Genomic DNA, 25322 nt, shown 5'->3' on the forward strand with positions numbered 1-25322 from the left:
TGTGTGATACTGCAGGTTTTTGTAATTTGACAACCGTAAAATCCGCATCATGATCAATAAGAATTTTTTATTTCCGGCTATAGCCATAACCTCTGTTGTTATGTTTTCCTGTATTAAAAAAGAGAAGAAGGAAAACTATACCCAAAGCACTCCTGTTATAGCCGAAAAAGGCTATCAGACCGATGCTGCACAAAATTACCACAACTACTGTGCAGGCTGCCACGGCGAAAAGATGGATATGTTTGTAGACCGCCAATGGAAGCATGGCAGGGAACTTAAAGATTTGGTTTTTGGTATTAAAAACGGTTATAAGGACGAGGGTATGCCTGCTTTTGCAGAAACCTTTAGTGATAAGGAGACCGAAGAGCTTGCGCAATATATATTAGACGGCATTAAGAATGTAGATCGCTATAACTTTGACGATAAGCCTAAAACAAACCTGTTTGAAAGCGATAACTTTACAATAAAACTGGATACTGTAGCTACAGGTATTGCCGTTCCTTGGGGTATTGCCTTTTTATCTGGCGGAGAACTGTTAGTAACAGATCGTGGTGGTAAAATGTACCGTGTTAAGGACAGGAAAAATACAGAAGTTAACGGAGTTCCCGATGTTGTGGCAGAAGGACAGGGCGGGCTTCTTGATGTGGTTACCGATGTAGATTATGAAAATAACAGTATTATATATTTCTCCTATTCAAAAGGGAAGAAAGTAAACGGGAAAACGCTTGCCACTACTGCGGTAATGAGGGCAAAGCTTAACGGTAATAAATTGACCGACCAAAAGATAATTTTTGAGGCTAATCCATATGCGCCTACGCGCCACCATTATGGCAGCAGGCTGGTATTGGATAAAGGTTACCTGTACATATCGGTTGGGGAAAGGGGTAATGAGAATCAAAACCCGCAAAGCCTTGATGATAACCAGTTGGGTAAAATACACCGCATTTATCCTGACGGAAGGATTCCTGCCAACAATCCGTTTAAGGATGATAAAGGTAAGCCTACTACTGTTTATTGCTATGGTAACCGTAACCCGCAAAGTTTGGCAATCAATCCGTCTACAGGGGAATTATGGGAAACAGAACATGGCCCACGCGGAGGTGATGAGATAAACATCATCAAACCGGGAGATAATTACGGTTGGCCAAAAGTAAGCTACGGAATAAACTATAACGGAAAAGTAATAACCGACAAAACGACTGGCCCCGGATTTACAGATCCTATTCATTACTGGATACCGTCTATCGCGCCAAGCGGAATGACATTTGTTACCAGCGATCATTACAAAGGATGGAAAGGAAACCTGCTTGTAGGCTCGCTTAGGTTTCAGTATTTAAATCTATGCTATCTTGAGGGTAACAAAGTGGTTAAGGAAGAAATGCTGCTTAAAAACATAGGCCGTTTACGTGATGTAAGGCAGGGACCTGATGGCTTCATCTATGTAGCAGTAGAAGATGCTAAAGGAAGTGTATTCAGATTAAGGAAGTTTACTCCTTAATCAGGCTTTGCTGCAAATAAGCATTAGTTTATTATTGTCCTTATCGGTAGTAAAAAAGGCATAGGTGTCTCCGCCGTCCTTTATTTTCCATTTCTTGCGCAGTTCCTCTACAGGTATAGGAAAGTTACGCACAGTAATGTTCATTTTCTTTCCTTCGGTGTGCTTTTTCATCTCAGGTTTACTGTAAGGTATAATTTCCTGAATAATGAACCTGCGCCCCGGAAAATAAGTCAGGCTATCGCTTGTGTAAAGCTGTGTATGCTTGTGTAGCTTGTACAAACCAAACTGTTTGCCCACAGCATTAAATGCTCCGGACTTCATTACGGCACTATTGGGTTCATAAAGGTAGTGCAGGGGTAAAGAATATACGGTATCTGGCTCATCCTCTATAGGGGTAGTAAATACTTCCGGTTCGCCGTCTTTGGTTAGGTTTACGGCATGTAATGTAGGGGAGCCTTCAAAACCTTTTTCAAGACTCCATAAAAGTTCCTTTACTTCGTTATTGAGCGCTGTAATATATATATCCTTAACGGAATGCAGTTCGCTTAATCCGGCTGATATATCCAGTAACGGAGCCGTTTTTATAAGAATATTGTTGCTGTATTTAAAATAGGTGTCTAAAAGCTCCGGTACGTTAGGCAGGCAATCTTTTAGCATAAATACCTTACCCTTTACATCACTTCGTCGCGACGGGTCTATGTAAATCCAGTCCCATTGTTTATCCAGTCTGGTGAGTATATCAAAGCTGTCTCCCGTATGGCATGCTATATTGACAATACCCATAGTGCTAATATTATTAGCAACAATTTGGGATAGCTGTTCGTTCATTTCGCAATGGGCAACTTTGCTAATGGTTTTAGCAAAATAGAAATCGTCTACACCAAAACCTCCCGTAAGGTCTATAAGGCTTTCGCCCGAAACCAAAGAGGCCTTGTATTGTGCCGTAACTTCTGATGATGTCTGCTCTACCGATACTTTTGAAGGGTAGATGATGTTTTGCGTTTTAAACCATGTAGGCAGTTTGTCCTTAGCCTTTTGGCGTGCAGCTATCTGGTTTAGGATATCGGTCCATTCCACATTGGGAAACGGATTTTTCTGCAATGCCAGTTTGGTGACATCACTATCGGTATTATCCCAAATAAACTGCTGTACCTGCGGGTCTAAAATTGTATGCGGCAAACTATAGGTCTTTCGTTAGTATTTTTACAACCGGGTTTTGCGGGAAGAATTCTTTAGCCACAACTTTAATAGCTGTATATACAGGAACGGCTATAATCATTCCCAGTATTCCGAAAACAAAACCACTGGCCAAAATTACTATAAATATTTCCAACGGATGCGAGTTTACACTATTTGAAAATATAAGCGGTGTACTCACATTGTTATCTATTGCCTGTGCAATACTATAACCTATTACCACATAGATGGTTGTTGACAGCATTTCTCCCTGATGCTCCGGGCCAATATGCCCCAGCATGGTAAGTACAATTACCAAAACGGTAGCAATAAGCGGACCTACATACGGAATGATATTTAAGAATGCCGTTATAAAGGCAATGATAAAGGCATTTTCCACTCCAAAAATAAGCAGTACTATAAGGTACATAACAAACAGTATGCTCATTTGTATAATAAGCCCGATAAAGTAGCGACTTAACAGGTGGTTTACTTTTTTTATGGAATGAAGTATTTTTTCTTCGTGCTCATCCGGTAATATTTTCCTGAAGCTTTTGGTAAACAATTCAGTGTCCTTAAGGAAGAAGAACGAAATAAACAGTACCGATGCCAGTCCTACACCAAATCCGCTAAGGATACCTACCAGTGAATTAATAAAATTAGGAATAAACTTAAAGTTGATGCTTGAGGTGATATCGGCTTCTTTCATTAGTTTATCCGTATCGATATTGTAATCGGAAAAGTAACTTTTAATATGCATTATAACACTGTTTAAGTCTCCCTGTAGTTTATCGGTGTCGAGTAGTGACAGATTGTGACTTTGTGTAATAATAAGCGGAACAAACAATAATATAAAACCTATAAGCAATAAGAGTAATAGCGCGAGTGTAGTTATTACCGCAAGCGTGTGTTTAAACTTGAGCTTATTTTCCAGAAAATGGATAATAGGCGAGGCAATAAGGGCTACTACCAAGGCGATAGCAAGATAGATAAATAGTACCTGGATTTTATATAAAAACAGCAGCAGTAAAAATATAGCAGCTAAAATAAGTACAGCCCTAACGATTCCGTTTGCTATGGTTTTTGATGTTATCATGTTTGATGATTGATTAGTTACCGTGAATGTATGAAAAAAAGCCCAATATTAAATGGATGTTAACCAATTTTTGAGGTTATGTCGTAAAGGGCAATTCCCACAGCCTGAACCACATTCATGCTACTGTTATCGCCAAACATTTCAATATGTACGGTTTGATTGGCAAGTTGTAAAAATTCAGGGCTAATGCCAGATACTTCGCTGCCGGCTATAAGTGCAATAGGCTTATCAGTAGTAAACTGAGCCGATTTTAGCGGAGTGCTCATATCGGTAATTTCCAGGGCTACAATATGGTAATCGTTTTGGGTAAGCAGGGTAACAGCATCCTGTGTACTTTGTATCACGCGGTGCTTAACCATATTATGTGTGCTGCGTGAGGTGCGGTTTATTTTACGGGGGGTAAGGGCAATGCCTTCGCCTACAAAAATTATCTCGCTAACGCCAAAAGCTTCGGCAATACGGAAAATAGAACCTATGTTAGGCTGAAATACGATATTATCGCAAACCAGCGTAACAGGAAAAGTCTTTTTATTAAAAATGGATTCGTTGTGGGTAAGCTGCTGCGACATTAATTATTAAATGCGTAGTTAACAATGTTGGCACCCATTTTAAGTGCTTTTTCCCTTACCTCTTTAGGGTCGTTGTGTACTTCAGGGTCTTCCCATCCGTCACCAAGGTCGGTTTCAACAGTGTACAGTAATACCAGCCTGCCTTCTATAAAGATGCCGAAAGCCTGTGGCTGCTTGTTGTCGTGTTCGTGTATTTTAGGCAATCCGTTAGGGAAATTGAACGGACCTTTAAATATTTCGTGAGAAGATGGTACTGGCAGTAGTTCCTTATCAGGGAAAATACGTTTTATTTCGCGGCGTATGTACTGATCCATACCGTAGTTATCGTCTATATGTAAAAAACCTCCCGAAGTAAGGTAGTTGCGCAGGTTGGCAATATCGTTATCGCTAAATACCACGTTACCATGCCCCGTCATGTGTATAAAAGGGTAAGAAAACAAATCAGGGCTTCCCGGTTCTACCGTTGCTATTTTGGTATTAATCCTGGTGCTTATGTTCTGGTTACAGAATTTGGCAAGGTTAGGTACCGATGTAGGGTTACCATACCAGTCGCCACCACCCGAATATTTTAATACCGCAATATCCTGTGCCAGTAAAAGCGCAGGTGCCAGCAATAGTAGTGTAAGGAGTTTTTTCATGATGTAAATATAAGGAAAGTTGGTTTAAGTCTTCTTTTGTCCTGACACAAAAGAACCAAAAAGTCAAGGCTATGACTCATTAGGTAAATTGGGCTTATTGTTATTTCGAACGAAATGAAATATAGTGAGAAATCTCAATTCTACTTAATAATAATTTTTTTACTCTCTCAAAATCTTTTCCATGGCTTTGCCTTTAGCCAGTTCGTCTACCAGTTTATCAAGGTAGCGTATCTGTTGCATTAGCGGCACTTCAATATCTTCCACACGATAGCCGCAAATAACGCCTGTAATTTTTGATGCGTTTGGGTTAATGGTTGCCTGAGTAAAAAAGTCTTCAAAATTGGTCTTGTTATCAAGATGCTGCTGTAATGTTTTTGCATCATATCCTGTAAGCCAGTGGATAATATGGTCTACTTCTTCTTTAGTGCGGCCCTTTTTCTCTACTTTGGTAAGGTAGTGAGGGTATACACCTGCAAATGACATTTTTAGTATCCTTTGGTAGTTCTTATCGTCCATTTTGATTGCTGATTTTGATTAAGGCTAAGGTACAAAAAATGAATTGTTTCATAATTCTTTTGTCTTTATACAAAAGAATCAAAGTCAAGGTTATTAATTTAAATTGAAGTTTATTTACTCATTTACAAAAGCCACACTATGTGCTGCCACTACAGCAGCGGTTTCGGTACGCAGGCGGGTATTGCCTAATGATACAGGTATAAAACCACGGCTTAAGGCAAGCTGTATTTCCTTAGGGGAGAAATCGCCTTCAGGGCCTATAAGTATGGTAATTTTCTCTTTTGGCGTAACTTCGTTTTTAAGCAGTTTCTTTTCGGTTTCCTCGCAGTGAGCAATAAACAGCTTACTGTCCTTATCGGTAGTTTCTATAAAATCGTTAAGTGAAACAGCTTCATTAAGCTTTGGCATATAATACTGCACCGATTGCTTCATGGCGCTGTGCAGTATCTTTTCAAACCTGTCGGTCTTAACGTTTGTACGTTCGCTGTGTTCACAAATAATAGGGGTAATTTCATGTATGCCTATTTCGGTAGCCTTCTCTAAAAACCATTCATAACGGTCGTTCATTTTAGTAGGTGCCACTGCAAGATGCAAATAATAGGACATAGGCTCAAAAAACTCCTTTTTGGTTATCTTAACCTCACATTTTTTATCGTTTGCAAAAGTAATTTCCGAAATAAACAAAAGCCCTTCTCCATTGGTAATGTTAATGGTGTCGCCTTCCTTTTTGCGTAATACTTTAACTATGTGGCGGCTCTCATCCTTATCAAAAGTAAAGGTGCTTTCTTCCGCTTTAAGCTGTGGGTTATAAAATAATTGCATTATAGTTCTATCCTTGCTTTAGACACCACAGAGGCATCGTTAAACTCGTGTTTTAAAAACTTATGGTAACCCACAATGCCTATCATAGCAGCATTATCGGTAGTATATTCAAATTTAGGAATAAAGGTTTTCCATCCGTATTTCTTTTCGGCTTCCTTAAGTGTTTTACGAATGCCGCTGTTTGCCGAAACCCCACCGCCAATGGCTATCTGTTTAATTCCGGTTTCCTTTACGGCAAGTTTTATCTTATCCATAAGGATATTGATAATGGTATACTGGATGGAAGCACATATATCGTGTAGGTTTTCCGCAACAAAGTTGGGGTTTTCCTCAGTTTTCTTTTGTATAAAATAAAGTATCTGGGTTTTTAGTCCGCTAAAACTAAAATTTAGTCCGGGCACTTTAGGCTTGGTAAAAGGAAAAGCCTTAGGGTTTCCTTCCTGTGCATATTTATCAATTAAAGGCCCGCCGGGATAAGGCAGTCCTAATATTTTAGCACTTTTGTCAAAAGCTTCACCTACAGCATCATCGGTAGTTTCGCCTATAACCTCCATGGTAAAATAGTCGGTTACCTTTACAATTTGGGTATGCCCGCCGCTAATGGTCATTGCCAGAAACGGAAACTCAGGCATATCAAAACCTTCTTCCTCAATAAAATGTGCCAGTATGTGTGCCTGCATGTGGTTTACGGCGATAAGCGGAACATCAAGCGCCATAGCCATAGACTTGGCAAATGAACTCCCCACAAGTAATGATCCCATTAATCCGGGACCCTGTGTAAAGGCAACAGCACTAAGCTCTTCACGATTAACTCCGGCTTTTTTAAGTGCCACATCTATAACGGGTACAATATTTTGCTGATGCGCCCTTGAGGCAAGCTCCGGTACAACACCTCCATACTCTTCATGAACGGCCTGTCTGGCCACAATATTAGACAATACTTTGTTATTTTTTAATATAGCGGCGGCAGTGTCGTCACACGAACTTTCTATGGCAAGGATATATGTGGGTTTTTCCTGCATAATTTAGGCACGGATTTTGAGTTACAAAATTGGGTTAAAGCAATTTTAACACTACACAAATTTTCCTACTTTTGTGAGATAATTGCTGATCCCCTTCCAAACGCAAAATTAAAACAAATAGCAGTATCAAAAAATTTAAAAAAATACTTATTCGTACTCTGATAGGAATTATCCTGTTTTTGCTGCTGCTAGCCATTGCACTATCACTTCCTTTTGTGCAAACCAAAATAGGTAAAATAGCAACAGATAAGCTTAATGAACAGTTTGGTACACATATAAGTATCGATAAGGTTGCGGTTACTGTTTTTGGTAGTGTAAAGCTTAAAGGGGTACTTATTTTAGATCATCATAATGATACCCTGGCTTATGCCACAAGGTTGCAAACCAATTTGCTTAGCTTTAGAAATATTGCCGACAGCCGACTGGAGTTTGGTAAAATAAAGGCCGATAACCTTAACGTACACATGAAAACCTACAAGGGGGAAGACAGTTCCAGTCTTGATGTTTTTGTAAAAGCTTTTGATAACGGTAAGCCGGGATCAGGTAAGTTCAGGATGCTGGCAAGCAATATTACTGTTGTAGACGGCAGGTTCAGGCTTACAAACGAAAATACCACTACACCTAAGGCACTTGACTTTAAAAAGCTAAACGGAAGCCTTAATGACTTCTTTATTAAGGGAAGCGACATTAGCGCAGATATAAAGAAACTTTCATTTTTAGATCACAGGGGGCTTACAGTTAAAAACCTGAAAGGCGGATTCTCTTATTCTAAAACCGACATTAAGTTGGAAAACATGGAACTGGTAACGGCAGAGTCGGCCTTAAAGGGAAGCGTAGTGCTTACCTACACCAGGGAGAAGATGAGGGATTTCCTAAATCAGGTAGCATTTGATTTTAAGGTAGAAAGGGCTTATGTATCTTCAAACGAGCTTAATTATTTTTATGATGAGTTTGGTGAGAACCAAAAGTTCTATCTGTCTACAACCTTAAAAGGGCCGCTTAATAACTTTGTATTATACGACCTTAAATTGCTTGATGCCCAGCAATCGGAAATTATAGGTAATGTAAACTTCAGGAACCTTTTTGATAAAACAGGGCCCGGCTTTTACATGAATGGTGATTTTGACAGGATTACTTCAAACTACCTTCACCTTAGGGATATAATGCCAAGAATACTGGGTAAGAGTTTACCTCCGGTACTGGAAAATCTTGGGATGGTAAACCTTAACGGTAATGTTGTACTTACCAGAACCGACCTTACAACTAACATTAGTATGATTTCGGAACTTGGTGCGGCACAAACCAATCTTGCCATTAAAGACTTTAATAAACCTGATATTGCTTCGTATACCGGTGTTATAGATCTTGATAAACTGAATCTTGGTAAACTGTTTAACCAAAACGGACTGCAAAGCACAACCGCTCACCTTGAAGTAGAGGGTAGGGGCTTTAATAAACAATCGCTTAATACCATTGTAAAGGGGGATATTGCCCAAATGGTATTTAACGGTTACAATTACAAAAAGATAGATATAGACGGCCGTATGAAGTGGCCTTACTTTAAAGGTATTGTAAACAGTAACGATCCTAATCTTCTTATGTCTTTTAACGGTTTGGTAGACATGAGTAAGAAGGAGAAAGAGTATGATTTTCATGCTGTTGTTGATTATGCCGACCTTGCTGTACTTAACATAATAAAAAATGATACTCTTTCCATATTTAAAGGAGACTTTACCTTTAAGGCTACCGGAAATGATTTAGACGACCTTGCCGGTAATCTTGATGTTACTCAGTTGTCATATCAAAACAGCAGGGGTGACTATTATTTTGAAGACTTTAGGGTAGAATCTTTATTTGACGAACAGGGTGTAAGGACTGTAAGTATTAATTCGCCCGATATTATAGAAGGAAGGATAAGAGGTAAGTTCTACACTAAAGAAATTCCTGATCTGGTAGAGAATGCTCTTGGTAGTTTATATGCGAACTATTCGCCTAACAAGATTAAACCGGGACAGTTTATAACCTTTAACTTTAATATTTATAATAAGGTTATAGGGATATTCCTTCCCGATGTTACTATAAACAAGGATACCCACATACGAGGCAGGATAAATGGTGATGAAGGAATTTTTAAGCTGGATTTTGATTCACCTAATATTATTGCTTATAAAAATGAGTTTAATAACATCAACCTTGAGGTAGATAATAAAAACCCACTTTATAATGCCTATATTAAAGTAGACAGTATGAGGGTTAAGAAGTATAAGGTGTCTGACTTTAATCTTATCAACGTAACCCAAAACGATACACTGTATGTAAGAACAGAGTTTAAGGGCGGGAATAAGGAGCAGGACTTCTTTAACCTTAACTTATATCACACTATAGATGAGCAAAACCGTTCGGTAGTGGGATTAAAGAAATCGGAGGTTAATTTTAAGGAATACCTGTGGTTCCTTAACGAAGATGACACACGTGACAATAAGATCGTATTCAATAAAAAGCTTACTGATTTTACTATAGATAAGATAGCACTATCTCATAAAGATCAACGCGTTGAGCTAAACGGTGTTTTAAAGGACTCTACTTATAAAGATATAAATCTAAGCTTTAAGGATGTAGACCTTCATAAGGTTACACCTAGTCTTGATAGTCTTGATTTTGGCGGAAGGCTTAACGGAAAAGTAAGCCTTAAGCAACAAAGACAGGTATATGAACCTTCTGCCGATATACTTGTAGACAGCCTTTCTTTAAATAATCACAGGCTGGGAGATCTTAGCCTTGAGGTTACAGGTGATGAAGATTTGAGAAGCTTTAAAGTAAACACCTCTATTGTTAAAGATTATAAAGAGACTTTCTTTACCATTGGTACGTTGCAGGTAGTAGACAGGCAAACCTATATGGATCTTGATGCTGTATTCTCAGGCTTTGAGCTCAGTCCTTTAGAAACATTCTTAAAATCGATTTTTCCTGAAATACGCGGACTGGCATCGGGTAGGGCAACTGTTATAGGGCCTGCCAGAGCACCTAAGATTGATGGTAGGTTGTATGTTAGGGATGGAGGAGTAAAAATAGGATATCTTAATACCGACTATAATTTTGAACAGGATGCTACTATTGATATAACCGAAGAGAAACTAATCTTCAGGGATATGGTACTTACTGATACTAAGTACAAAACAAACGGTATGCTAAGTGGTCATATAGATCATCATTATTTTAAAGACTGGAGGCTCTCTTTAGCAATAGAATCCCAGAACATGTTGGTTCTCGATACAGAGGAAACTGATGAATCACTGTTTTATGGTACGGCATTTATTGGCGGCAGGGCGTCAATAAGTGGTCCTACATCTGCCTTACTGATTACTGCTAATGCAACCTCTAAAAAAGGTACTGTAATTAAAATTCCTATAAGCAATGCGGCAACTGCCGAGGGCAACAATTCTTATATACATTATATAAGTCCGGAAGAGAAGGCAAATCTTGCGGCAACAGGAATTTTGCCTAAAACATTTAATGGTATTGAAATGGAGTTTGATTTTGATGTTACTCCAGATGCTACGATTGATATTATTATAGATAAAGATACCGGTCATAGTTTATCGGCACAGGGGTATGGTACATTATTACTTAATATAAATACCCTTGGTAAGTTTAATATGAACGGGGATTTCTCATTAACAAAAGGGGTTTATAACTTTAAATACGGAGGTCTCTTAGACAAGAAGTTTACTGCTAAACCGGGAGGAACAATTGTTTGGGACGGTGACCCTACAAGGGCACGTATTAATATAGAAGCTATTTATAAAACCTATGCAAACCCTTCGGTACTGTTAGAAAATCCTGCGTTTAACAGGAACATTCAGGTTGAGGTGGTAACATTGCTTACCGGTAATATAATGAGCTTTGAGCCGGAGTTTAATATTAACTTCCCAACCGTAAGTTCGGTAATGAAAGCTGATTTGGATTACAGGCTTAGCGATCCTAACAACAGGAAGAATCAGGCATTGGGATTATTGGCAACAGGTAGCTTTATAAGCCCTACCAGTGTAAACACTTACGGAGCCTTTTTTGAAAGGGCAAGTAGTGTTGTAAATAGTTGGCTTTCTGACGATGATGGTAAGCTTAATATAGGTTTAAACTATGTAAATGGTGTCAGGGATCCTTATGCAGAAACTAACTCCAGTATCGGTTTAACACTTAATACCGAAATAAACGACAGGATTACCGTAAACGGACAGTTAGGGGTACCTGTAGGAGGGGTTAACGAATCGGTTATTGCAGGTAATGTGGAAATGCAGCTTCGTTTAAATGACGATGGTAGCCTTAAGGCACGGGTGTTTAACAGGGAAAACGACATTAATTTCCTGGGTGAGGGTATAGGTTACACACAAGGTGTGGGTTTAACCTACTCGGTAGGATTCAATACCTTGAGAGAACTTTATAATAAGGTGTTTTCTGCTAAAGCAGAAAAAGACAAAAACAAGAACAGTACGAATGATATACCCGATTCAGACTTCTCTGAAGAATATATAAAGTTTATGGAAGATAAGAATAAGAAAAAAACGAATGATGAGGATGAGGAGCCTGATAAGGTTCCTGACCCATATGATATGCAAGATTCTACACCATAAATTTCATTATTCATAAAAAGCGGGTGATTTTTAAAAATTATCCGCTTTTTTATTTTTCGTAAATCAAAAACTGAGAAAAACTTATTAACGAAAACGTTTGAAATGTTGCGTAATTAATAATATAATGCATATTATAGTAAAATAATGATATAAAATTATTAGTTTTACAATTAAATACTAAAAAATGTCTACTAATATTAAAAAAATAGGCGTGCTGACATCGGGAGGAGATTCACCCGGAATGAATGCCGCCATCAGAGCCGTTGTTAGGACGTGCGCATATCACAATATAGAATGTACCGGTATTTACCGAGGCTATCAGGGGATGATTGAAGGAGACTTTAAAGAGATGGGAGCCAGGAGTGTAAATAACATTATTAATAAAGGAGGGACTATTCTTAAATCGGCAAGATCTAAAGAGTTCATGACTCCGGAAGGGCGTAAAAAAGCGCACGAAAATCTTGTAAAAAACAATATCGATGCTCTTGTTATAATAGGTGGTAATGGTAGTTTTACCGGTGGACTTATATTTAACGATGAGTACAAATTTCCTGTAATAGGCATACCGGGTACCATTGATAACGATATTTATGGTACAAGCCATACTTTAGGCTATGATACTGCACTTAACACCGTTGTGGAAGCGATTGATAAAATCAGGGATACGGCGAGTTCACACAACAGACTTTTCTTTATTGAGGTTATGGGACGTGATGCAGGGCACATTGCCCTTAATGCAGGTATTGGCGCCGGTGCAGAGGAAATCCTTATTCCGGAAGAGGATATGGGTCTTGACAGGCTTCTAGACTCTCTAAGAAAAAGTAAGGCTTCAGGAAAATCTTCAAGTATAGTTGTTATTGCCGAAGGTGATAAGATTGGTAAAAATGCATTTGAGCTAAAAGACTATGTTGAGGAAAACATGCCGGAGTATGATGTACGTGTATCTATACTTGGGCACATGCAGCGTGGTGGTTCACCATCATGCTTTGACAGGGTACTTGCCAGCAGATTGGGCGTAAAAGCAGTAGAAACACTGCTGGAAGGCAAATCTAATTATATGGTAGGCCTTATTAAGGATGAGGTTGAGCTTACACCGCTTGAAAACGCAGTTAAAGGCAAATCTCAGGTTGATAAAGAATTAATAAGAGTATCGGACATTGTTTCGATATAATTAATAATAAGTGTATCTATAAACAACAAAAAAACAAATTAAGTAAAATGGCAACAGTAAAATTAGGTATTAATGGTTTCGGAAGGATCGGCCGCATCGTCTTTCGTGAAACTATTAACCGCGATAATGTTGAAGTTGTAGCTATTAATGACCTTCTTGATGTAGATCATTTAGCTTACCTTTTAAAGTATGACTCAGTTCACGGAAACTTTAAAGGAACAGTTGAAGTTAAAGACGGACAACTTTATGTAAACGATAAACAAATAAGAGTAACTGCAGAAAAAGACCCTACAGCCCTTAAATGGAATGAGGCAGGAGTTGATGTAGTTGCAGAATGTACAGGTATTTTTACAACGCTTGAAAAAGCGCAGTTACACATAGATGGTGGTGCTAAAAAAGTAATTATTTCTGCACCGTCTGCCGATGCCCCAATGTTTGTAATGGGAGTTAACCACGATAAGCTTACTGCAGCAGATAAAATTGTATCAAACGCATCTTGTACAACAAACTGTCTTGCTCCGCTTGCTAAGGTAATTAACGATAACTTTGGTATAGAAGAAGGTTTAATGACAACTATTCACGCTACTACAGCTACTCAGCTTACAGTAGACGGACCTTCAAGAAAAGATTTCCGTGGTGGTAGAGCTGCTTTACTAAACATTATTCCTGCAAGTACAGGTGCTGCAAAAGCAGTAGGTAAAGTAATTCCTGAACTTAACGGTAAACTTACAGGTATGTCTATGCGTGTACCGGTAGCAGATGTATCGGTAGTAGACCTAACGGTAAAACTTAAAAAAGAAACAACTTACGAAGAGATAATGAGCGTTCTTAAAAATGCTTCAGAAACTAATATGAAAGGTATTTTAGGTTTTACTGAAGACGACGTTGTATCTCAGGATTTCATAGGTGATTCAAGAACAAGTATTGTAGATGCTAAAGCCGGTATTGGTCTTAACTCTACTTTCTTTAAACTTGTATCATGGTATGATAACGAATATGGTTACTCAAGCAAGCTAATTGACCTTGCGGTTCACGTAGCTTCGTTGTAATTTTCAATAACTTATCCCGTCTTTTCTAGATAAAAAGACGGGATTTTTTATTTTTGTAACCTCAAGACTTAACTCTTTTATAACACAAAGTACTTCTAAGTACATATAACTAAACTCAAACTTAACTCAAAAACGTACTTAATTTAAAATGAAATTATTAGTAGACAGCGGTGCTACAAAAGCCGACTGGATTGCTCTTGATGATAATGGCAACCGGCTTTTTACCACACAAACTTTAGGGCTAAGCCCCGAAGTTATTAATAAGGAGGAAGCTATTGAAAGGCTTAACGACCGCTTTGATATTTACAATAACCGTAAGGATGTTTCCCATCTTTATTTTTATGGTGCAGGTTGTGGTACAGACAGGATGAAGAAATTCATGAAAGATATATTTGTAGAGTTTTTCCCTAATGCCGAAGTAGTTTCTGTACAGGAAGACACTTATGCAGCTGCTTATGCTACAAACCCTACAAAAGATAAATCTATTATCTGTATATTGGGTACAGGCTCAAACTGCAGTTATTTTGACGGTGAAGAGCTTCAGCAAAAAGTACAGTCTCTGGGCTATATTGCTATGGACGATTGCAGTGGTAACCGTTTTGGTCGCGAACTGGTACGTGCTTATTATTTCAATAAAATGCCTCAGGATCTGGCTAAACAATTTGAAAGTGAATACAATTTAGATCCTGATGTAATTAAACATAACCTTTACAAAGAGCCAAACCCAAATGCATATCTGGCTACGTTTGCTAAGTTTTTAATTCAACATAAAGATGATAGTTTCATAAAAGAAATTATTGTTGATGCAATGCAAACTTTTGTAGATTGCTATATTAAACAATATGAGAATGCACACGAAGTGCCTGTGCATTTTGTAGGTTCTATTGCTTTTTACCTGAAATCAGAACTTGCAGAGGTTTTATCTAAAAACGGATTAAAACTGGGTAATGTATTAAGAAGGCCTATAGATGGCTTAATAGAATACCACAAGTTAAACTAATATACTTTATATGGAAATTGCTATTATTGCCCACGATGGTATGAAAGCCGAAATGGTACAGTTTTTAAATAAGAATAAAGAGCTTTTAGCTAAAGAGCACATAAAGCTTATTGCAACTGGTACTACGGGCAGTAAGGCAGAAAAAGCCGGATTTAAAGTAAACAAAATGCTTTCGGGCCCATTAGGCGGCGACGCTCAGATTGCCGCCAGGGTAGCCGAAGGGAAAACACAAATGGTTTTCTTTTTTAAAGATCCGCTGGCGAGCCATGCTCACGAGGCAGATATAAATATGCTTATACGTGTGTGTGATGTGCACAATGTGCCGCTTGCTACAAACCCTGCCACGGCAGAGCTGCTTTTGCAGGCTATTTCACAGCAACCATAGAGATTTCCACATTAACGTTTTTTGGCAGACATGCCACCTGAACCGTTTCTCTTGCAGGAGCGGTTTTTTCGTCAAAATAGGCAGCATATACTCCGTTTATTTTGGCAAAATCATTCATATCGCTGATAAAGATAGTAGACTTGATAACATCGCCAAAAGTCATTTCAGCCGCTTCAAGAACCGCTTTCATGTTTTCCATTACCTGCTTCGTTTCTGTTTCAATATCGTCTAATACAAGCTCTCCTGTTGCAGGATTGATAGCTATTTGTCCCGAAGTATAAAGTGTGTTGCCACTAAGTACTGCCTGGCTGTATGGCCCAATAGGGGCAGGTGCTTTTTCTGTAAAGATTATTTTTTTCATGATATAAGAATTAACGTATTTTAATTTTCAGTTTTTTAATGTCTTTGGCAAATTTAAGCCATGTCTTCTCATTTATGGAAGTGGCATAATAACTTTTGACTTTATAATCGGTTAAAATAATTTTTAAGGAGTTGGGTTTTCCTCTTTGAGATCCTCCGTGTCTTAATACAATTTCCCTGATATCTTTTGTACTGTAAGCAGTTTTTTTCCAAAACAGAATATGGTTTTTGATAACTATATAATCATCATTCATTTCAAAATAATAATTGAAATATATAAGTATTACTGTGTGACAGGATAAAAATATAAATAATATCAAATCGCTCCAGCTTAAAGATTTAACGATTATAACTTTAAACATTACTGCAATTATCATTAGGGAGGAGATATTCCTCAGGCTAAAGAAAGGATTTCCTTTGTAAGAATCAAAAGCCAAGTCCTGATTGTTTATTTCTCCGCTTTTTTCCTCAACCGTATATATGATTTTGTTGTTTAATTTGTAATCTAAAAAAACTTTTAAATCTGCTGCGTTAGAATAAAAATCATCATAAATGCAGACAGCTCTGTTGTTCTTAAAAACAATTTTAGCTCCTTCTAAATAATCTCTAAACAAAGGATGAAAGTGCTTATCGGCAAACTTTATACTTTTTATATAAGACAGTTTATAAGAAGCTTTATTTATATAGATATCAGATTCGGTAATTTTTATAGTAGGGCAGGTTTTAAATATTTTATACACTAAAAACAAAGCTAAAGAAACAACAAGTATTGCTAAAAAAAGGAAAGTAATATTGTTTGCCTCTTTTCTTTTTAAATATGTGTCTAATAGAAATGAAGCAAACAGCAATATCACAGCCATTACTATAAATAAAGCAAAATAAAATTTTAAAGGATGTCTATTAGAACGTATTTTATCCATTCTAATCTTCTACATTGATGTTTAGGTCTTCTACAGTCTCTTTAAGCGAAGCCCACGTGCTGTCATATAAACCTGCGGCAAAGTATTTTTTGCTGTTGTAATCTTTAGTAACAATTTGTAAAGCTTCCGGAAAACCATAAGTATGTTCAAATGAAATTTTACTTATCTCATCTAAATTGTAGGTTCTTTTACGAGTAAATAAAATATGATTTTTTACAATCAGTCTATTATTACTAATCTCAAAATAATAAAATAAGGGTATATGTAATGCCACTACGAGCACAGAAAATAGTATATAAGATACAATATTAAAAAGAGGGTTAGCCTGTATTAAACCGATTAAAAGCATTACTAATAAAAGGCAGAGAAAACCACCTCTAACGCTAAAAATAAAAAAGTTTTTAAAGCTAACACTACCTATGTTATAGTTAGTATTTATGATTTTCTCTTTTACTGGTTCTATGTTATTAGGATTAGTTACAGAAAGCAGGAATTTTTTAAGCTCAGCAGTATTACTATACATATCATCGTAGATATACTTTACTGTATTGTCTTTAAAATAAATAGCTGCGCCTTCGGTACCACCATGTTTACCTGAAAGTTTCAGCTTTTCTATATCTGTGATAAAGTATGTTTTTGAGTTAAAACTTATGGTTTGCCTTGTAATCTTTATTGTATAGGCAGTTTGCGCATATTTAAACGCAAGCCAAAGAGAGAAAAAAAGAAATAAGAAACCTAAAATAGGCATTATATGAATATTAAGCTGTTTGCTTTTATCTTCGAGATAGATAATCATAATGAAAGTGAATATCAATAACGAAAAAATGAGCAGGTAGCTTAAGTGCCCGTAATATTTTAAAAAGCTTTTTTTGGAAACAACCTTTTCCATTGTGATTAGTTTCCTATTCTCCTGTCCGGAACCTGACGCTTGTCCCATTTGATATCACTTAGGATAGAAGATTTGATACCGATAAAGAAGCCCCAATATTTATTGTAGCCGTTAGGTACCCAGTTAAAGTCCATACGCCAGCTTAAAAGGTCGCGTTCAAAACGTAACTGTGTAAAGGTAACCCCTTTGTTTACAAAGTCGTAACCGGTAGAGATACCAACTTTCCAGCGAGGGGTAATATCAACGTTACCCGATACCATCAGGGAGTTATTGGTAATTTCACTTTGCCTGTTACTGTTGTTATAGGTTACAGACCATGCCAGCCTGAAATTCCAAGGGAAGGTTGAGTTATAGAAAGTACCCCCGCTTTTATCGCTCTTTTCCTCATCATCGTCATTAAACATACTCTGGCGTTGGTCGCTCATGTCTACACCGGTACCAAATAAATCGTCATCACGGCCACCGTTTCGAGCCGTTTGATCATCTTTGTTTTTTCCGGCTCCGGCCTGCCCGTCTGTACTGCTTATAGAGTAACCCATGGTTACGTTAGCACTTGTAAGCCTGAAAAGACTACCGCCGTTATCTATGTTATAAACATCAATCCTTCTTCCACCATTGTCAATAGCATAAGGGTCTAAGGTAGCACCAAAGTTAAGGTTAAGCTTCTGTTTGAAAAGGGTAGTACCCCCGGTTACCCTTAACGGAGCCCATGCCAGTGAATCGGCAGCAATATTGTAGCTGGTGGTAAAGTTTAGGTTATTAAGAAGCATTACTTTTTTAGGTTCGTCTGATGATTCATCATCATTACGCACCTTAGCTTCAAAAGTGTTGTTTAGGCCAAGACCTACGCTGTTAGCAAAGTTTTGACTTGGGGCACCAAATAAACCGCCTTCAAAACGTGTAAAATCTGCATAATTCTCTCCGCTGGCATCAAGTTGGTATACATCATAATACTGGTCGAAAGCAGGAGTGTAGCTATATGATACAGAAGGACGCATTACATGTCGAAGCGCCTGGAATTTTTTATCCTCACCAAAATTAAATGTACCGTAAATAGTAGTACCTATACTAGATGAAAAGTTGTAGGTTCTAAATGCATCAAAACCTCTTATATCATTTATATCAACTTTTCCTGTGGTGGGGTTGTATTTCTTTTCGATAGTATTAAACACCCATGTTTCCTGATAGTTTGTACTGGCAGAGACACTAAAGTACTTAAACACCTTAAAGTTTGTACTAAGCGGTATAGAGTGCTGTAAGCCTGTTTTTGCATCCCTAAACATTTCCGGCTTAAAGAAAAGCGAATCAGTTGTCTGGAAACTGTTTTCTCCTCTTACGTTATATTGAAGGTTTATGTTTTTTATAAAACCTTTTTTAGGTTCGTCGTCTTTAGCGAAAGGGAAAATCCTGTCTACACTTGCCTGTAGGGTAGGGAGGCTCATGGTAATACTCTCGGTATTGGTATTTTGCGAGTGCCTTGCCGTAAGCGAGAAGTTTACCTGCGGTACGGTTTGAAATGTTTTGGAGTAACTTATAGATGAGCTTAAGGTATTATTAAGGCTCGATCCTACGTTTACCGTATTTAACGACTGCCTGAAGTACTGGCTACTACCTAAGTTAACACTTGCAGAAAATCTTGAGTTAGGACTTGCCTTTGCATCCTGGCTGTGCGACCACTGAATGTTATATTGTCTTGATCTGGAATAATCGGGAAAACCACGCTCACTTTGAATAATGTTTTCAAAACGTAAGTTTACGTTACCTCTGTATTTGTATCGTTTGGCATATTGGGACTCTGCTCTTAAACCATAACTACCGTTAGTATAATAGTCTCCGGTAACAGCTAAATCATAATAATCACTAAGGGCAAAGTAGTAACCTCCGTTTTGAAGGAAATATCCCTGATTTTGGTTATCACCAAAAGTAGGCATTATAAAACCTGATGTTGCCTCTTCGGTCATAGGGAAAAAAGCAAAAGGTATACCAATAGGTGTAGGTACATCCTCTATCCACATTAGGGTGGGGCCAACTACTACTTTTTTGCCGGGAACAAATTTTATTTTATCTGCCCTAAATTCATATTCAGGATCTTCAGTATTTTTAGAAGTTGTAAATCTTGCTTTTTTTATGAAGATTACCGAGTCGTTTTCCTTTTTGGTAATCTCTCCATAAACCCAAAATTCCCCTTGGTTAGTTCTGGAGTTCCATACCCTTGCTTTTTGGGTTTTGGAATTAAAGTGAATAGAGTCGGCCTCTACTACCTGGGTTCCCTGTTTAAAGTATGGATATTGGGTATAATTGCCTAAAGAGTCTTTAATTCTTCCGGCAAAAACTTCGTTTTTGGTTTCGTCAAATACAATAATTCCTGCTTTTAGCTCGATATCTTTATAATAAACCTCTGCTTCATCATAAAGAGTGGCCTTATTGGTTCTTACGTCATAGCTTTCATAGCCTTTGGCGGTTCTTTTTACCGGAGCATCAATACCGTTTCTTTTTTTATTGGTATCGTTTTGTACGGCTTTTGGTTGTTCAGGAATAACAATTTTTGTAGTATCCGGAATTTCCGGTTCGCTAATTTCCTTATTTTCAGCCTTTCTGAATTCTCCGTTTTTTGGAGTTTCCTGAGCTGACATTTTACAAATTCCCATTGTTAGGAAAATTGCTGATAAAACGATATGAAATAAGTTTGTGCGCAACGGTTTTAATGCTATTTTTGTAAAAATATGGCTTATTTTTTGAAGTGTCAAACATACAATAATTTTGCCAAAAATAATTGCTAAATCTTATTATAAACATAAGCTGAACAATAACAAGATGATAATGAAAGGGAATACGAAAAAAAAGCTGAGATTATTACTGTTCTTAATGGTTTTTACGGTATCGTTTGGCCAGGACAGCGGGAAATTCAAAGTAGTTCTTGATGCCGGGCATGGCGGTAAGGATTACGGTGCTATGTATAATGGTTTTATAGAGAAGAATATAGCGCTGGATGTTACCCTTAGAGTAGGTAAAATACTTGAGAAGGAAAGTGATATCCAGGTAATATATACAAGAAAGACAGACGTTTTTATTGAGCTTAAGGAGAGGCCGAAAATTGCCAATAAGGCAGATGCCAATCTTTTTGTGTCTATACACTGTAATGCAGAAACCAAGAAAACTGCACACGGGGCGGAGACCTTTATAATGGGTTTAACCAAAAATGCATCTAATCTTGAGGTTGCAAAAATGGAAAATGCCGTGTGGGAACTGGAAGACGATAAGACCAGTTATGCAGGTTTTGATCCTAACAAACCGGAGAGCTTACTTAAATTCCAGCTTATGCAGGAAGAGTACAGAGGGGAGAGCTTTGCTGCAGCAGTAAAAGTTCAGCACGGACTTGCAAAAGATTTGAAAAGAAATGACAGAGGTGTTAAAGATGCACCTTTTTGGGTACTACACGGTGTAGCCATGCCGGGTATACTTATAGAACTTGGTTTCCTTTCCTTTAAGAGCGAAGGGGAGTACCTAAACTCAGAAAAAGGTAAAACCGAACTTGCCGAGGCTGTAGCCAGAGGTATTATAGAGTTTAAAAAAGAAAACTTTACACCACTTAGTTCTATAAGCGGTTATGTAAAGCCTGCGGAAACTACCACTCCAAAAACTGAAACACCAAAAGAGTCTCCTGCTGCACAAACAGCTAAAGACGGAGCTGTATTTAAAGTACAGATTGCTGCCGGAAGCAGTGACCTTGCCACAACCCCTTCTAATTTTAAAGGACTTAATAATATAAGTAAAGAAAAAGACGGCAAGGTTGTTAAATATTACTACGGAGAAGTGTCTGATTATAATGAGGCACAAAACCTTTTATCGGAGGCAAAGGCCAAGGGTTACAAGGATGCGTTTGTAGTAGCATTTAAAAATGGTAAGAAAATTTCTGTAAATGAAGCTTTAAAGGGTAAGTAAACCTTTAAAATAATATTCACAATAAAATTATTTATTTGTCCTACATTTGTTTTTATTAAAATAATCAATTTTGAAAGTAACAAGAGAAGTTAAAACAGCCATTTTGGTTATAGGTGCTATTTTGGTATTTATATGGGGCTATATGTTTTTAAGAGGTAAGGATTTATTTAATTCTTACAAAACATTTTACGTAGTTTATGATAATGTGGAAGGCCTTTCACATTCTGCTCCTGTAACTATAAACGGTCTTGTAATAGGGCAGGTTACAGATATAAGCTTTGTTGATATGCAGAGCGGAAAGCTACGTGTTGAAATGCAGGTTGATACCGATTTTCCTATTTCAAAAACAAGTTTGGCAACTTTATATTCTCCGGATTTACTTGGGGGTAAACAAATTGAAATTATACCGGATATGAAAAATCCTGTAGCTGCCGAAAACGGAGAAGTTCTTACTGCAGGCTCTAAACCGGGAACTGTAGATATGGTTGCACAACAACTGGCGCCATTAAAGAATAAAGTGGAATCAACTGTTGTAAGTGCAGACAGCCTTTTAAGAAGCATCAATAATGTTATGGATATGAAAACTCAGGAAAACCTGAGACAGGCCATAGCAGATATGAAAGAAACAATGGGGCAGTTCAATCAGGCTTCCCGTTCGTTAAACGGTATACTTGCTTCAAACAAGTCTAAAATAGACGGTACACTTACTAATTTAGAAACCGCATCAGGAAATTTTGCCCAGATTTCAGATTCACTTAATAAGGTTAACCTTGCCGAAACAGTTAGAAAACTTGAAAACTCGCTTGCCAGTGTAGACCAGATACTGGGAGACGTACAGCAAGGTAAAGGTACATTAGGTAAATTGATGAAAGATGAAGCGATGTATAACAACCTTACAGATGCTTCCAACGAACTTAAAGAACTGCTTGCCGACTTTAAGAACAACCCGAAACGTTATGTACATTTCTCGGTTTTCGGTAAAAAAGGAACACCTTACGTAGAAGAAAAAAAGTAACTAGTAATAGTATTAAAAGGAACTAATCACCTCCTATAACATGAGCTACATAGACAATATACTTTTTGTAATTATACTTGCCGCAGGTTTTGGATATTTTGCGCTTAACATTAAAAAGCTGATAAGAAATATAAAGCTGGGCAGGGATATAGACCGCAATGATAATCCTAAAGAGCGTTGGGCTAACATGACAATGATTGCTTTGGGTCAGTCTAAAATGGTTAGAAGGCCGGTTGCGGGTATATTACACATTATAGTATATGTAGGTTTTGTTGTTATTAATATAGAGCTTTTAGAAATTATTATAGACGGTGTTTTTGGTACCCACAGGCTTTTCTCTTTTATGGGAGGCTTCTATAATGTGCTTATTGGCTTTTTTGAGGTTTTAGCACTTGGTGTTATTGTTTCTGTTGCTATTTTCTATATAAGAAGAAATATTATAAGGTTATGGCGTTTTGCTCATGGTGACCTTAAAGGCTGGCCTAAGAGCGATGCTAATATTATCCTTTATTTTGAAACGGTACTTATGTTACTGTTCCTTACCATGAATGCTGCAGATTACCATTTACAGATGGCAGGAGCAGAGCATTTTGTAAGGGCAGGGGCATTTCCTGTATCTCAGTTCATTGAGCCGTTGTTTAACGGTATGAGTGAAGGCACGGTAATGATTATAGAACGTGCTACATGGTGGATGCACATTATAGGTATACTTATATTTATGAATTACCTGTATTTCTCTAAGCACTTACACATACTGTTGGCATTCCCTAATACTTATTATGCGAACCTTAAGCCTAAAGGGCAGTTTGATAACCTTGAGTCGGTTACAAATGAGGTTAAACTGATGATGGATCCAAATGCCGATCCGTTTGCTGCACCTGCTGCCGATGCTGCAGAGATACCTGCTAAGTTTGGTGCCAGCGATGTTCAGGATCTTAACTGGGTTCAGTTAATGAATGCTTATACCTGTACTGAGTGTGGCAGATGTACATCCTCATGCCCTGCTAATCTTACAGGTAAAAAACTTTCCCCAAGAAAGATTATGATGGATACCCGCGACAGACTTGAAGAGGTGGGTAAGAACATAGATGCAAATAAAGGTGTGTTTGTAGACGATGGCAAATCGTTACTTAACGACTACATCACTCCCGAAGAGCTATGGGCATGTACAAGCTGTAACGGTTGTGTGGAAGCCTGCCCTGTAAACATAGATCCTCTTTCTATCATTATGGATATGAGAAGGTATCTTGTAATGGAGCAGAGTGCTGCACCTACTGAGCTTAACAATATGATGACAAATGTTGAGAACAACGGTGCGCCTTGGCAGTACAATCAAATGGATAGGTTAAACTGGAAAGACGAAGCATAATGAAAAAAGAGGATATAGATAAAAATTTATTGCCACTTACTGTAAATGGTGAGCATTTGAGTCCGGTACTTCCTCCGGGAATAAAAAACTACCTTATAGATATAGACGGTACCATTTGTGACGATATCCCTAACGAAGAACCGGAAAGGATGGCTACTGCCGAGGTATACCCTGATGCATTGGCTACGCTTAATAGATGGTTTGACGAAGGTCATGTTATCTTCTTCTTTACATCACGCACAGAAGAGCACCGTGCAGTAACAGAAGAATGGCTTAAAAAGCACGGCTTTAAATACCACGGTATGCTTATGGGTAAGCCAAGAGGGGGTAACTATCACTGGATAGACAATCACCTTGTTAAGGCCACACGTTACAGAGGACAATTTACAGATTTAATAGAAAAAGAAGTTACCATCCAGGTTTTTGATGATGGTAAGCACGAATAAAGATATTATGAGTCAGGAAAATTTAACAGTGCCTACAATGGCCGAAATGCTGGCACAGGGCAAACAGCCTGAAGTATTATTTTGGGTAGGATGCTCGGGCAGTTTTGACGACAGGGCAAAAAAAATCACTAAAGCATTTGTGAAAATACTTAATCAGGCAAATGTTTCGTTTGCAGTATTAGGTACTGAAGAAAGCTGTACCGGAGACCCTGCTAAAAGGGCCGGTAACGAGTTTTTATTCCAAATGCAGGCAATGATGAACATTGAGGTTCTTAACGGATATGAGGTTAAGAAAATTGTTACTGCATGCCCGCACTGTTTTAATACCATAAAAAATGAATATCCCGGTTTAGGAGGTAAATATGAAGTGGTTCACCATACAGAGTTCCTTAAGTCATTATTAGATGACGGCAGGTTAACCATTGAAGGAGGCCAGTTTAAGGGTAAGAAAATTACTTTTCATGACCCGTGTTACCTGGGCAGGGCTAATAATGTATATGAAGCTCCGCGTGACCTTATTGAAAAGCTGGATGCCGAGTTAGTAGAAATGAAACGTTCCCGTAGAAACGGACTTTGCTGTGGTGCCGGAGGCGCACAGATGTTTAAAGAGCCGGAGCCGGGTAATAAGGACGTAAATGTGGAAAGGACAGAAGATGCCCTTGAAACCCAGCCGGAAATTATTGCGGCAGGTTGTCCGTTTTGTAATACCATGCTAACAGACGGTGTTAAAGCTAAGAACAGGGAAGCGGACGTTAAAGTAATGGATGTGGCAGAACTTATTGCCAACGCTAAGGATTTATAAAAATTA

General features: G+C 38.0%; 22 protein-coding genes. 11 read left to right on the forward strand and 11 right to left on the reverse strand.

Annotated elements, in window-relative coordinates:
• The first annotated feature begins 49 nt into the window (after positions 1-49).
• Positions 50-1498, forward strand: coding sequence for a PQQ-dependent sugar dehydrogenase (locus tag NU09_RS11250; protein WP_242501864.1), 1449 nt, complete (start codon positions 50-52; stop codon positions 1496-1498).
• Here NU09_RS11250 and NU09_RS11255 read toward each other — a convergent pair whose 3' ends face one another.
• From NU09_RS11255 to tsaD, 7 genes are all read right to left on the reverse strand, one after another.
• Positions 1499-2677 (reverse strand): THUMP-like domain-containing protein, encoded by a 1179-nt coding sequence (locus NU09_RS11255; RefSeq protein WP_129751390.1) that lies wholly within the window; start codon positions 2675-2677, stop codon positions 1499-1501. It lies immediately after the preceding gene.
• Position 2678: 1 nt separating this feature from the next.
• The gene (locus NU09_RS11260) at positions 2679-3770 is read right to left on the reverse strand and encodes an AI-2E family transporter (protein WP_129751391.1); all 1092 of its coding nucleotides are present in this window, start codon (positions 3768-3770) and stop codon (positions 2679-2681) included.
• Between the two features lie 59 nt (positions 3771-3829).
• Positions 3830-4339, reverse strand: a complete 510-nt coding sequence (locus NU09_RS11265) for a TrmH family RNA methyltransferase (protein ID WP_129751392.1) — start codon at positions 4337-4339, stop codon at positions 3830-3832.
• On the reverse strand, positions 4339-4977 hold the full coding sequence (locus tag NU09_RS11270) for a DUF4159 domain-containing protein (protein WP_129751393.1): 639 nt from the start codon (positions 4975-4977) through the stop codon (positions 4339-4341). Before NU09_RS11270 ends, NU09_RS11265 begins: the two co-directional genes overlap by 1 nt.
• 159 nt (positions 4978-5136) lie before the next feature.
• Complete coding sequence (locus NU09_RS11275; protein WP_129751394.1) at positions 5137-5493, reverse strand: DUF2200 domain-containing protein; 357 nt, start codon at positions 5491-5493, stop codon at positions 5137-5139.
• Between the two features lie 114 nt (positions 5494-5607).
• Complete coding sequence (locus NU09_RS11280) at positions 5608-6315, reverse strand: 16S rRNA (uracil(1498)-N(3))-methyltransferase (protein WP_129751395.1); 708 nt, start codon at positions 6313-6315, stop codon at positions 5608-5610.
• Positions 6315-7337, reverse strand: a complete 1023-nt coding sequence (gene tsaD / locus NU09_RS11285; RefSeq protein ID WP_129751396.1) for a tRNA (adenosine(37)-N6)-threonylcarbamoyltransferase complex transferase subunit TsaD — start codon at positions 7335-7337, stop codon at positions 6315-6317. The genes NU09_RS11280 and tsaD overlap by 1 nt, the downstream gene beginning before the upstream one ends.
• A 215-nt stretch (positions 7338-7552) precedes the next feature.
• On the opposite strand from tsaD, the gene NU09_RS11290 reads away from it, so the two are divergent.
• From NU09_RS11290 to NU09_RS11310, 5 genes are all read left to right on the forward strand, one after another.
• Positions 7553-11968 (forward strand): translocation/assembly module TamB domain-containing protein, encoded by a 4416-nt coding sequence (locus NU09_RS11290; protein ID WP_242501865.1) that lies wholly within the window; start codon positions 7553-7555, stop codon positions 11966-11968.
• Between the two features lie 184 nt (positions 11969-12152).
• Positions 12153-13139 (forward strand): 6-phosphofructokinase, encoded by a 987-nt coding sequence (pfkA, locus tag NU09_RS11295; protein WP_129751398.1) that lies wholly within the window; start codon positions 12153-12155, stop codon positions 13137-13139.
• A 47-nt stretch (positions 13140-13186) separates the two neighbouring features.
• Complete coding sequence (gene gap, locus NU09_RS11300; protein WP_129751399.1) at positions 13187-14188, forward strand: type I glyceraldehyde-3-phosphate dehydrogenase; 1002 nt, start codon at positions 13187-13189, stop codon at positions 14186-14188.
• A 148-nt stretch (positions 14189-14336) separates the two neighbouring features.
• Entirely contained in the window at positions 14337-15188 is an 852-nt protein-coding gene (locus NU09_RS11305; protein ID WP_129751400.1) for an N-acetylglucosamine kinase, read from the forward strand.
• A 10-nt stretch (positions 15189-15198) separates the two neighbouring features.
• The gene (locus NU09_RS11310; RefSeq protein WP_129751401.1) at positions 15199-15573 is read left to right on the forward strand and encodes a methylglyoxal synthase; all 375 of its coding nucleotides are present in this window, start codon (positions 15199-15201) and stop codon (positions 15571-15573) included.
• Here the strand turns inward: NU09_RS11310 and NU09_RS11315 are convergent.
• The 4 genes from NU09_RS11315 to NU09_RS11330 all read right to left on the reverse strand — a co-directional run bounded on the left by NU09_RS11315 (position 15554) and on the right by NU09_RS11330 (position 20375).
• Positions 15554-15934, reverse strand: a complete 381-nt coding sequence (locus NU09_RS11315; protein ID WP_129751402.1) for a RidA family protein — start codon at positions 15932-15934, stop codon at positions 15554-15556. The genes NU09_RS11310 and NU09_RS11315 overlap by 20 nt on opposite strands.
• 10 nt (positions 15935-15944) lie before the next feature.
• On the reverse strand, positions 15945-16547 hold the full coding sequence (locus tag NU09_RS11320) for a hypothetical protein (RefSeq protein ID WP_129751403.1): 603 nt from the start codon (positions 16545-16547) through the stop codon (positions 15945-15947).
• A gap of 307 nt (positions 16548-16854) precedes the next feature.
• Positions 16855-17790 carry a hypothetical protein gene (locus NU09_RS11325; RefSeq protein ID WP_129751404.1) on the reverse strand — a complete coding sequence of 312 codons (936 nt, stop codon included), beginning with the start codon at positions 17788-17790 and terminating at the stop codon, positions 16855-16857.
• A complete protein-coding gene (locus NU09_RS11330) occupies positions 17748-20375 on the reverse strand; it encodes a putative LPS assembly protein LptD (protein WP_242501866.1) in 2628 nt (875 codons plus the stop codon). Before NU09_RS11330 ends, NU09_RS11325 begins: the two co-directional genes overlap by 43 nt.
• Positions 20376-20562: 187 nt before the next feature.
• On the opposite strand from NU09_RS11330, the gene NU09_RS11335 reads away from it, so the two are divergent.
• From NU09_RS11335 to NU09_RS11355, 5 genes are all read left to right on the forward strand, one after another.
• Entirely contained in the window at positions 20563-21684 is a 1122-nt protein-coding gene (locus NU09_RS11335) for an N-acetylmuramoyl-L-alanine amidase (protein ID WP_129751406.1), read from the forward strand.
• A gap of 70 nt (positions 21685-21754) precedes the next feature.
• Complete coding sequence (locus tag NU09_RS11340) at positions 21755-22699, forward strand: MlaD family protein (protein WP_129751407.1); 945 nt, start codon at positions 21755-21757, stop codon at positions 22697-22699.
• 40 nt (positions 22700-22739) lie between these two features.
• Entirely contained in the window at positions 22740-24068 is a 1329-nt protein-coding gene (locus tag NU09_RS11345) for a (Fe-S)-binding protein (protein ID WP_129751408.1), read from the forward strand.
• Positions 24068-24514: a phosphoheptose isomerase gene (locus NU09_RS11350; protein ID WP_129751409.1), complete on the forward strand. Its 447-nt coding sequence runs from the start codon at positions 24068-24070 to the stop codon at positions 24512-24514. Before NU09_RS11345 ends, NU09_RS11350 begins: the two co-directional genes overlap by 1 nt.
• A 7-nt stretch (positions 24515-24521) precedes the next feature.
• The gene (locus NU09_RS11355; protein ID WP_129751410.1) at positions 24522-25316 is read left to right on the forward strand and encodes a (Fe-S)-binding protein; all 795 of its coding nucleotides are present in this window, start codon (positions 24522-24524) and stop codon (positions 25314-25316) included.
• The last annotated feature ends 6 nt before the right edge of the window (positions 25317-25322 follow it).

Source organism: Flavobacterium beibuense (assembly GCF_004151245.1).
GTDB lineage: Bacteria > Bacteroidota > Bacteroidia > Flavobacteriales > Flavobacteriaceae > Flavobacterium > Flavobacterium beibuense_A.